At 50.7% G+C, this 8,444-nt stretch carries 9 protein-coding genes and 1 pseudogene; 7 read left to right on the top strand and 3 right to left on the bottom strand.

Annotation, left to right across the window (positions count from 1 at the left end; translation table 11 throughout):
• Positions 1-132 precede the first annotated feature (132 nt).
• The 7 genes and pseudogenes from AB7U36_RS13515 to AB7U36_RS13485 all read left to right on the top strand — a co-directional run.
• Positions 133-618 (top strand): annotated as a pseudogene (locus AB7U36_RS13515) (hypothetical protein); the annotation flags it as partial.
• Positions 582-1,868, top strand: coding sequence for a radical SAM protein (locus AB7U36_RS13510; protein WP_428160282.1), 1,287 nt, complete (start codon positions 582-584; stop codon positions 1,866-1,868). The pseudogene AB7U36_RS13515 and the gene AB7U36_RS13510, both read left to right, overlap by 37 nt.
• A 90-nt stretch (positions 1,869-1,958) precedes the next feature.
• Positions 1,959-2,642: a cobalamin biosynthesis protein CbiA gene (locus AB7U36_RS13505; RefSeq protein ID WP_428160281.1), complete on the top strand. Its 684-nt coding sequence runs from the start codon at positions 1,959-1,961 to the stop codon at positions 2,640-2,642.
• Positions 2,643-2,663: 21 nt separating this feature from the next.
• Positions 2,664-2,882, top strand: a complete 219-nt coding sequence (locus tag AB7U36_RS13500) for a 4Fe-4S dicluster domain-containing protein (protein WP_004070495.1) — start codon at positions 2,664-2,666, stop codon at positions 2,880-2,882.
• A 26-nt stretch (positions 2,883-2,908) separates the two neighbouring features.
• Positions 2,909-3,979, top strand: a complete 1,071-nt coding sequence (gene vorB / locus AB7U36_RS13495; RefSeq protein ID WP_428160280.1) for a 3-methyl-2-oxobutanoate dehydrogenase subunit VorB — start codon at positions 2,909-2,911, stop codon at positions 3,977-3,979.
• A 22-nt stretch (positions 3,980-4,001) separates the two neighbouring features.
• A complete protein-coding gene (locus AB7U36_RS13490) occupies positions 4,002-4,745 on the top strand; it encodes a thiamine pyrophosphate-dependent enzyme (protein ID WP_428160279.1) in 744 nt (247 codons plus the stop codon).
• An 18-nt stretch (positions 4,746-4,763) separates the two neighbouring features.
• Positions 4,764-5,300 carry a 2-oxoacid:acceptor oxidoreductase family protein gene (locus tag AB7U36_RS13485; RefSeq protein ID WP_428160278.1) on the top strand — a complete coding sequence of 179 codons (537 nt, stop codon included), beginning with the start codon at positions 4,764-4,766 and terminating at the stop codon, positions 5,298-5,300.
• A gap of 100 nt (positions 5,301-5,400) precedes the next feature.
• Here AB7U36_RS13485 and AB7U36_RS13480 read toward each other — a convergent pair whose 3' ends face one another.
• The 3 genes from AB7U36_RS13480 to AB7U36_RS13470 all read right to left on the bottom strand — a co-directional run bounded on the left by AB7U36_RS13480 (position 5,401) and on the right by AB7U36_RS13470 (position 8,314).
• Positions 5,401-6,555, bottom strand: a complete 1,155-nt coding sequence (locus AB7U36_RS13480) for an acyl-CoA dehydrogenase (protein WP_428160277.1) — start codon at positions 6,553-6,555, stop codon at positions 5,401-5,403.
• 26 nt (positions 6,556-6,581) lie between these two features.
• Complete coding sequence (locus tag AB7U36_RS13475) at positions 6,582-7,127, bottom strand: helix-turn-helix domain-containing protein (protein WP_428160276.1); 546 nt, start codon at positions 7,125-7,127, stop codon at positions 6,582-6,584.
• Between the two features lie 122 nt (positions 7,128-7,249).
• Entirely contained in the window at positions 7,250-8,314 is a 1,065-nt protein-coding gene (locus AB7U36_RS13470; protein ID WP_428160275.1) for a branched-chain amino acid aminotransferase, read from the bottom strand.
• Positions 8,315-8,444: the final 130 nt, after the last annotated feature.

The following is an 8,444-nucleotide window of genomic DNA, read 5'->3' as shown; positions in this document are numbered from 1 at the left end:
GCGTCAGTTAAAAACATGATGAAAAACTTTATGGTTATGAGTAGTCATGTTGCTTTTTTAATTCTGCTCATTGATTAACATTGATTAGGTTCGACATGCAAATACTAAAAACTTGATAGTCGAGTTAAAGAATACTATAAATCTCAGTATGGCGATACTTCCGATATCCTCAAAAAATACATTGATATCATTGAGAAAGAATTTGTAGAAGGAAAAGCAAGAGGAATGCCTAAGGCGCGAATATCAGTTGCTAAAAAAGCAGTAAAGGACTTCCGGAAATTGATTTCTGATGCTGACCTTGTCGTCGATGTCATGCTCACCTTTGTTGAGTGCATATCAAACTTCAATGATGAATTCGGCGTTGATGAAGAGGATTACTATACTGAGCCGGAGGATCTAAATCTAATTCAATCCCCATATGACACTGTTCCATTTGTTGTGAATAAAAAATCAACTATTATTTCCGAACTAAACTCAAATTACAACCACGGAAAATATCGGAGAGCCAACCTTTTGGGCAGTACATGGAGCAGGAACCTTCTATTGAGATCCCGGCACCATTCTGGTATATCCTGCCCATCATGGCATATATCAACAAACAGATGCTCACGGCTGTAGTGGCTGATGAACACGGCAATATTTTTGAACTGGACGGATATGCTGCCGCAGGCATGTCCGGAAATGATTTTTTTATTTTGACAAAATCCGGTACCTGTCCCATGCCCCACGGCAGTGAACTGATGCTGCTGCCCGACAGAGCCCCCATTGTATTCAACCTTGTTACAGACCGGTTTGAAAGGCTTGAAACCAATCCCTTCCAGCCTGACCAGCGCATTTTCCCGGTGGGCGTATTCAACTCCCCGGGGTATGTAAATTTGCATTTCTGCGCCTATGACGATGCCGGCATGGATACGCCCCTGCCGCTGTTTTCCTACGGCGCCTTGGGGTTTGGGAAAAATAATTTCAGGTCCGCGGCCCTTCAGGTGGATGACGAACCCCGGCAGGACCTGCGGCTGATGCCCATTGCAGACGTTCAAAAAGGGGTGGACAAATACAGAAAAAAATATCCGGACAACCGGCTCATGCGCCACCTGGAAAAATGTGCCCTGGAATACGGGTGCCCGGCCGGCAAAAACTTTTTCCTGGGCCGGTATGAAGCACCGCTGCCGACCTCCGTGGTCTGCAATGCCCAATGCCTTGGATGCATCTCCCTTCAAACGGAAAATAACCTGTGCGCCTGCCAGGACAGAATATCCTTTATCCCTGATCCGGAAGAGATTGCAGGCGTGGCCCTGGAACATATCCTGAAAGTTGAAAAGGCCGTGGTCAGTTTTGGCCAGGGATGTGAGGGAGAACCGTTAACCTCGGCAGATGCCATTGAAAAGGCCATTGTCCTGATCCGGGAAAAGACCGGTCAGGGCACCATCAACCTGAACTCCAATGCCAGTTTGCCCGGCCGGGTGGAACGGTTGTGCAAGGCAGGCCTGGACAGCATGCGCGTGAGTATGAACTCGGTGCGCAAAGCGTGTTATACGGCCTATTTCCGTCCCAGATCCTATTGTTTTGAAGATGTTGTGGACAGTATCAGAAGGGCCCGGGCCAAAGGCTGTTTTGTGGCAATCAACTACCTGAACTGCCCGGGATTCACAGATTGCCAACGGGAAAAACAGGCGCTTTTTGATTTTATCCGGGACACGGATATCAACATGATCCAGTGGCGCAACCTTAATTTTGACCCCCGGCATTATATCCGCATCATGGAAAATGCCGCACCCGGCGGCTCCCCCACCGGCATGGCAAACCTGATAAAAGACTTGAGCCAGAAATTTGCCCATCTCATCCACGGCTATTTCAATCCACCCCAATAATATCATTGAAAAACCTTGCTTGATTTGATTTAATTATTAGTTTGTAATTATTTAAGGGTACTTTTTTTAACCCGTTAAGGAAAGACTGACATGTTACCCGACATCAGCGGCATTATTATCATAGCTGGAAATTACGGCAGCGGTAAAAGTGAAACTGCTGTCAACCTGGCAGCCGTATCCCGGAAGTCGGGCAAAAGCGTCAAGATAACGGATCTGGACCTGGTCAACCCCTATTTCAGAAGCAGGGAAGCTAAAAAGCCCCTGGAAGATCTCGGGGTGGAAGTGGTGCTGCCGGACAGAAAATACATGCATGCAGACCTGCCCATCCTGACCCCGGCCGTGGCTGACATGATTAAAAATCCGGCCGACGTGACCATTCTGGATGCTGGCGGCGATGCTGCGGGCGTGACTGTTCTTGCGGCCCTGGCAGATGTGCTTGAAAAAAGCCATGTCAAACTGCTGCAGGTGATCAATCCCCTGCGCCCCAATACCTGCGATGTCCAAGGCTGCCTTAAAATAAAGGCGCAGATCGAAGCCGCCGCAAAACTGCCTGTCACAGGCCTGATTTCCAATGCCAACCTTCTTGACGAGACCACGCCGCAAATCATTTATGACGGCTACAATCTGGTGACCCGGGTATCCGAAGCCACCGGTCTTAATATTGAATTTATAACAGCGTCCACCAGGCTTGTGCCCCAACTGGCCCTTGAACGGATCTTCTGCCCGATCCTGCCCATTGACCGGTTTCTGGCACTCCCCTGGACACGCAATTAACACCAAGGAGTCATACTTACAATGGCCTATAAACACATTATCGATGCCGAAAGGTGCAAAGGGTGCGGTCTTTGTGTGCATTTCTGCCCGAAGAACGTGCTTGAGATCACCGACAAGGTAAATGCAAAAGGGCATTTCCCGGCCTTTCAGGCCAGACCAGAGGACTGCATTTACTGCGCCATCTGCTGTACCATGTGTCCGGATGTGGCTATCAGTATAGTTGAAGAACAAAGTGCTTAAATTTTTATTTCCAAGGACAAAAGACAATGGCTAAAGTCTTAATGAAAGGCAATGAAGCAATCGGCGAAGCCGCCATCAGGGCCGGCTGTCTAAACTATTTTGCATACCCCATCACACCCCAGTCGGAAGTCGCCGAATATCTGAGCAAACGCCTGCCTGAAGTGGGCGGCGTGTTTCTCCAGGGCGAAAGTGAAGTCGCGGTCGGGTATATGCTTTTCGGGGCCTCGGGTGCCGGAGAGCGTGTCATGACCACGTCATCTTCTCCGGGCATCAGCCTGATGAGTGAAGCAATTTCCTATATTGCCGGAGCTGAGTGCCCGGCTGTGTTTGTCAATATCATGAGAGGCGGCCCCGGGCTGGGCGGAATCCTGCCGTCCCAGGGTGATTATTTCCAGGCAACCAAGGGCGGCGGCCACGGTGACTACCATCTGCTGGTCCTGGCACCGGACGGTGTTCAAGAAGCCGTGGAAATGACCATGCAGGCCTTTGGCCTGGCTGAAAAATACAGAAATCCCGTCATGGTCATGGGCGACGGCATGATCGGCCAGATGATGGAACCGGTGGAATTTCCTGATGATCTGAAAACAGAACCCACCAATAAGGATGACTGGGCCTCCAATGGCATGTCCACCCGGAAGAGCAAAAAGAAAAACCTGGTGAAATCCCTGTTCCTGGACCCTGCAGCATTGAACCAGCACAACCTGAACCTCAAGGCCAAATACGAGCAGATGAAAAAGGAAGATGTTCAGTATGAGCTGTACAATGCCGACGGGGACTATCAGATTTTGATCGCAAGCTACGGCACCATGAGCCGCGTATGCCGCACCGCCATTGACATGCTCAAGGCCGAGGGCATTGAAGCCGCCATGTTCCGGCCTAAGACCTTATTTCCCTTCCCTGAAAAACAGGTACATGATGCCGCAGTAAAAGAGACCTGCAAATGCGTTATCAGCATTGAAATGAGTATGGGCCAGATGGTGGAAGATGTCCAGCGCTGCGTTATGGGCAAGAAACCAGTGGAATTTTACGGGGAATGCGGCGGTGAAATTCCGTCACCTGAAAAAATCATGGAAATCGTAAAAGAGCTGATCGGGTAACACGCCGGTCAAGGAGAAAATAATGGGAAAGGCATTTTCTAAGCCAGAGGCGTTAACAGACAATTACACCCACTATTGTCCCGGCTGCACCCACGGCATTGTCCACCGGCTGGTGGCCGAGGCCATAGATGAGCTGGGCATCCGGGAAAACACCGTGGGAATCGCCCCTGTGGGATGCGCTGTCATGATCTACGATTACATTGACTGTGACTTCCAGGAAGCAGCCCATGGCAGGGCCCCTGCCATGGCAACCGGCATCAAGCGGGTGCGACCGGATCTCATGGTATTCACCTACCAGGGGGACGGGGACCTTGCCAGTATCGGCATGGGTGAAATCATTCATGCAGCCAACCGCGGGGAAAAAATAACCGTCATCTTTATCAACAACGCCATTTACGGCATGACCGGCGGCCAGATGGCCCCCACCACTATGCCGGGCCAGCGGGCCACCACAGCCCCTGCCGGCCGTGATACGGCCCAGACAGGCATGCCCGTCCGCATGGCCAACCTCATGAGTGAAATTGTGACCCCGGGTTATGTCACCCGGCAGGCCGTACTCAAGCCACAGATGGTGAACAAATGTAAAAAAGCAATTAAAAAGGCATTCCAATACCAGATGGACAACACCTGTTTCAGCTTTGTGGAGGTGGTCTCCACCTGTCCCACCAATTGGGGTATGACGCCGATCAATGCCTTGAAATGGGCCGAAGAAACCTTGCTGCCTTACTATGAACTGGGCGATTACAAAACCCCTGAATACGCCTAAAAAGATTGGGAGACACCCATGCAGACAGAAATTAAATTTGCAGGATTCGGCGGCCAGGGCATTCTTCTCAGCGCCAAGCTGCTGGCCTATGCCGCAATGAAGCAGGGATTCCAGGTCGCCTGGATCCCTTCCTACGGACCTGAAATGCGGGGCGGCACCGCATATTGCACCGTTGTGATCAGTGACAAGCTCATTGGATCACCCATTATAAAAAGCCCCACTCACCTTGTGGCCATGAACCGCCCTTCCCTGGAAAAATTCGACGACTCCATTAAACCCGGGGGGATTGTATTTATTAACTCATCACTGATCCCGGTCAGAAGCCAGCGCAAGGATGTGGTCGAGCTGGTGGTACCGGTCAATGATATTGCCATTGAGGCCGGATCTGTCAGGGCCGCCAACATCGTTGCCCTGGCCGCATTTGCAGCCAAAAGCAAACTGGTGGATCTGGATCTTTTGAAAAAATGCGTCAAGGAAGAATTTGCCGCTAAAGCAAAAATTATTCCCTTGAACATGGATGCGTTTGACAGGGGCGTGGCTGCTGCCCAGGCATAACCCTAACAGTTCCCCAAAAAACATCAAAGGCGGGAAAAAGCGCTTTTAAAGCCTTTTTCCCGCCTTTGCTCAGGGCTCATAAATTTCATAAATTTTAATATTATGGGTTTCGCTTATCCTTGAGTACGGCATTTGAAATGACAATACGCTGAATTTCGCTGGTGCCTTCGTAGATGGTAAATACCCGGGCGTCCCGGTAAAACCGTTCCACCGCGTAATCTTTGGTAAACCCGTATCCTCCGTGGATCTGGATGGCCCGGGCCGTGATTTCCTGCACCATTTCAGAGGCAAACAATTTGGCCATGGAGGCTTCCCGGGTGAATCTTTCCCCCCGGTCCTTCATGGAGGCCGCAGAAAGAGTCAACTGCCGGGCAGCCTCTATCTTTGTGGCCATATCCGCAATTTGAAACCGAATGGCCTGGTGTTTGGTGATGGCCACCCCGAACTGCTTGCGGCCCCGGGCATACTTGATTGCGGCATCAAAGGCAGCCTGGGCCACGCCAAGGGACTGGGCTGCAATACCTATCCTGCCGCTGTCCAGGCCGGACATGGCAATTTTAAATCCATCCCCTTCTTTGCCCAGGATATTGGCGGCCGGCACCCGGCAATCCTCAAAAATCAGGTCCGTGGTGTCCGATGCCCGCAGCCCCATCTTGTCTTCATGATGCCCCACGATGAGACCGGGTGTTGTCTTGGGTACAATAAAACAGGATATGCCCCTATGTCCCTGGGTTTCATCCGTTTTGGCGGTGACAAGAACCACTGAACTATTTTCCCCGGAAGTGATAAAACGCTTGGTGCCGTTAATCACGTAACCATCGCCATTCTTTACGGCTGTGGTCGCTTGGCTCACTGGATCAGACCCGGCATCGGGTTCGGTCAGGGCAAAGGCCCCGAGGATCTCCCCGGATGCCAGGGGCACGAGAAATTCCTGCTTTTGTTCTTCTGTGCCGAACTTGTTGAGGGATTCGCACACAATGGAATTCTGGACCGACATCACCACGGAAGTGGAGGCGCAGGAATATGCGATCTCGGACAGGGCCAGCACATAGGAAACCGCATCTGCGGCTTCTCCGCCGTACGCTTCGGGTATCATCATACCCATCAGTCCAAGCTCCCCCATCTGTTTGAAATTTTCTGCGGGGAACGCCTTGGTTTTATCCCGTTCAGCAGCAGTGGGGGCAACCACTTTGCGCGAAAATTCACGCACCATATTCTGGATCATCACCTGTTCATCAGTTAACTTGAATAACATGGTATCTCCTTTTTCAACAAACAGATTCAAGGCGCATAGATCACCACAATCAATTCGGCATCATTATCACCGATATTGCGCAGGTCATGCTTGATCCCTGAATTGAAATGAAGGGACTCTCCTGTTTTCAAGGTATTAATATGATCCCCCACCTGGATTTCAACTGCCCCGTCCAGCACATAGGCAAACTCCTCGCCCTCGTGCTGAAAACCAACCCCTTCATGGCTTGAACCCGCTTCTACCACGACGCGGAATGCCTTTAAATGGTTGTTTTCAGCGCCGAATGACAAGGACGTATACGCATAATGATCCGTGCGTTTGGTATAGGCATCGGCCCTGGCTTCCATGGAATCATCCGGCTCCTTGAGCAGATAGCCTGAATCCAGTTGAAGGGTGCGTGAGAGCTGGAGCAACGTTCCCACCGAAGGACGCTGCTCTCCGCTCTCGATTTTCTTGATGGTATCTTTTGACAGCCCGGTTTCATTGGCCATGGCGTCCAGGCTGATTTTTTTATCCAGCCTGGCATGCCTGATCCGGACGCCTACGTGGGTGACTTCCTTTTTTTTAGCCATACGATCTCCAATAGTTTGAGGGTAATCAAACTCCATGTCTGACTGAGCGTTCGTTCAGCGCCCTCCATGTCTGACTGAGCGTTCGTTCAGCGCCGATGGACTAAAAAACGCACAAGGTCCATTTACTCTACAACTTCAATCCAGCCTTCGGTATCTTCGGCTTTTCCGTACTGAATGGCGGTCAGGGCATTATAAAATTTCATGCATGTCTCACCGGGCTTACCATCGCCGATATTAATGACCCGGTCTTTATAGCGGATCTCTCCCACAGGGGAAACAACAGCAGCGGTGCCAGAGCCAAACACTTCCTGCAAAGTTCCATTATCAAAAGCCGCAAGAACCTCATCAATGCTGATCTTGCGCTCACTGACTTTCATGCCCCACTTTTTGGCCAGATCAATAACTGAAAACCGGGTAATGCCGGGCAGGATGCTGCCGTTCAGCATTGGGGTAACCAGTTCGTCATTGATAAGAAAGAAAATGTTCATAGCCCCGACTTCTTCAATATATTTGAGTTCTATACCGTCCAGCCACAGCACCTGATTATATCCTTCTTTTTTGGCCTTTTCCCCGGCCAGAAGACTGGCTGCATAGTTACCCGGGGTTTTGAATTCACCGACACCGCCGCGTACAGCCCTGACATGGTCCTCGCAGACCCAGATTTTGACAGGCTGCAGACCCTGGGCATAGTATGATCCCACAGGGGAGAGAATGATAAAAAACCTGTATGTATAGGATGCCCTGACGCCAAGGAATGGGTCGGTTGCCACGATGGTAGGCCGGATGTATAAAGATGTTCCCATGGTTTCGGGAATCCAGGCCTGCTCAATCTTGAGCAATTTTTTAAGCGCCTCCATGACAAAATCGATATCAATTTCAGGAATGCAAAGGCCCTGGCTGGAACGGTTCATGCGGGCAAAATTATCACGGGCCCTGTAGAGCTGAATTTTTCCTCCCTCTGTTTTATAGGCTTTCAGACCCTCAAATACGGCCTGCCCGTAATGCAGCACCATGCTTGCCGGCGACATGGAAAAATTGCCGTAGGGTTCAATGCGGGCATTGAACCATCCCTTATCCTTTTCATAATCCATGATAAACATATGGTCGGTAAACACCGTACCAAATCCCAGGTTCTCATCCTTGGGCCGGGTTCCTGGTTCAGATACCCGGGTAACTTTAACCTCCATTACGCCTCCGTTATCAATTCAGTTAACTCTCATTCAATCGGCCAGCCTTGTTTTACCTTTATTGTCAGTATGTTCCAGGCAATGCCGGTGCGCCGTTCACGGCAAAGCAGCCCATGCTTTCCCGAAAGAT

The sequence above is a fragment of the Desulfobacter sp. genome, from assembly GCF_050177295.1.
The sequence above is the reverse complement of the archived record's forward strand: the minus strand, read 5'-3'. Positions and strand labels throughout refer to the sequence as shown.

Excerpts from the sequence above, each read along its gene's own strand:
- vorB (WP_428160280.1), top strand. The coding sequence starts at position 2,909 with ATGGCTAAAGTCTTAATGAAAGGCAATGAAGCAATCGGCGAAGCCGCC.
- AB7U36_RS13490 (WP_428160279.1), top strand. The coding sequence starts at position 4,002 with ATGGGAAAGGCATTTTCTAAGCCAGAGGCGTTAACAGACAATTACACC.
- AB7U36_RS13510 (WP_428160282.1), top strand. The coding sequence starts at position 582 with ATGGCATATATCAACAAACAGATGCTCACGGCTGTAGTGGCTGATGAA.
- AB7U36_RS13475 (WP_428160276.1), bottom strand. The coding sequence starts at position 7,127 with ATGGCTAAAAAAAAGGAAGTCACCCACGTAGGCGTCCGGATCAGGCAT.
- AB7U36_RS13480 (WP_428160277.1), bottom strand. The coding sequence starts at position 6,555 with ATGTTATTCAAGTTAACTGATGAACAGGTGATGATCCAGAATATGGTG.
- AB7U36_RS13470 (WP_428160275.1), bottom strand. The coding sequence starts at position 8,314 with ATGGAGGTTAAAGTTACCCGGGTATCTGAACCAGGAACCCGGCCCAAG.
- AB7U36_RS13500 (WP_004070495.1), top strand. The coding sequence starts at position 2,664 with ATGGCCTATAAACACATTATCGATGCCGAAAGGTGCAAAGGGTGCGGT.
- AB7U36_RS13485 (WP_428160278.1), top strand. The coding sequence starts at position 4,764 with ATGCAGACAGAAATTAAATTTGCAGGATTCGGCGGCCAGGGCATTCTT.
- AB7U36_RS13505 (WP_428160281.1), top strand. The coding sequence starts at position 1,959 with ATGTTACCCGACATCAGCGGCATTATTATCATAGCTGGAAATTACGGC.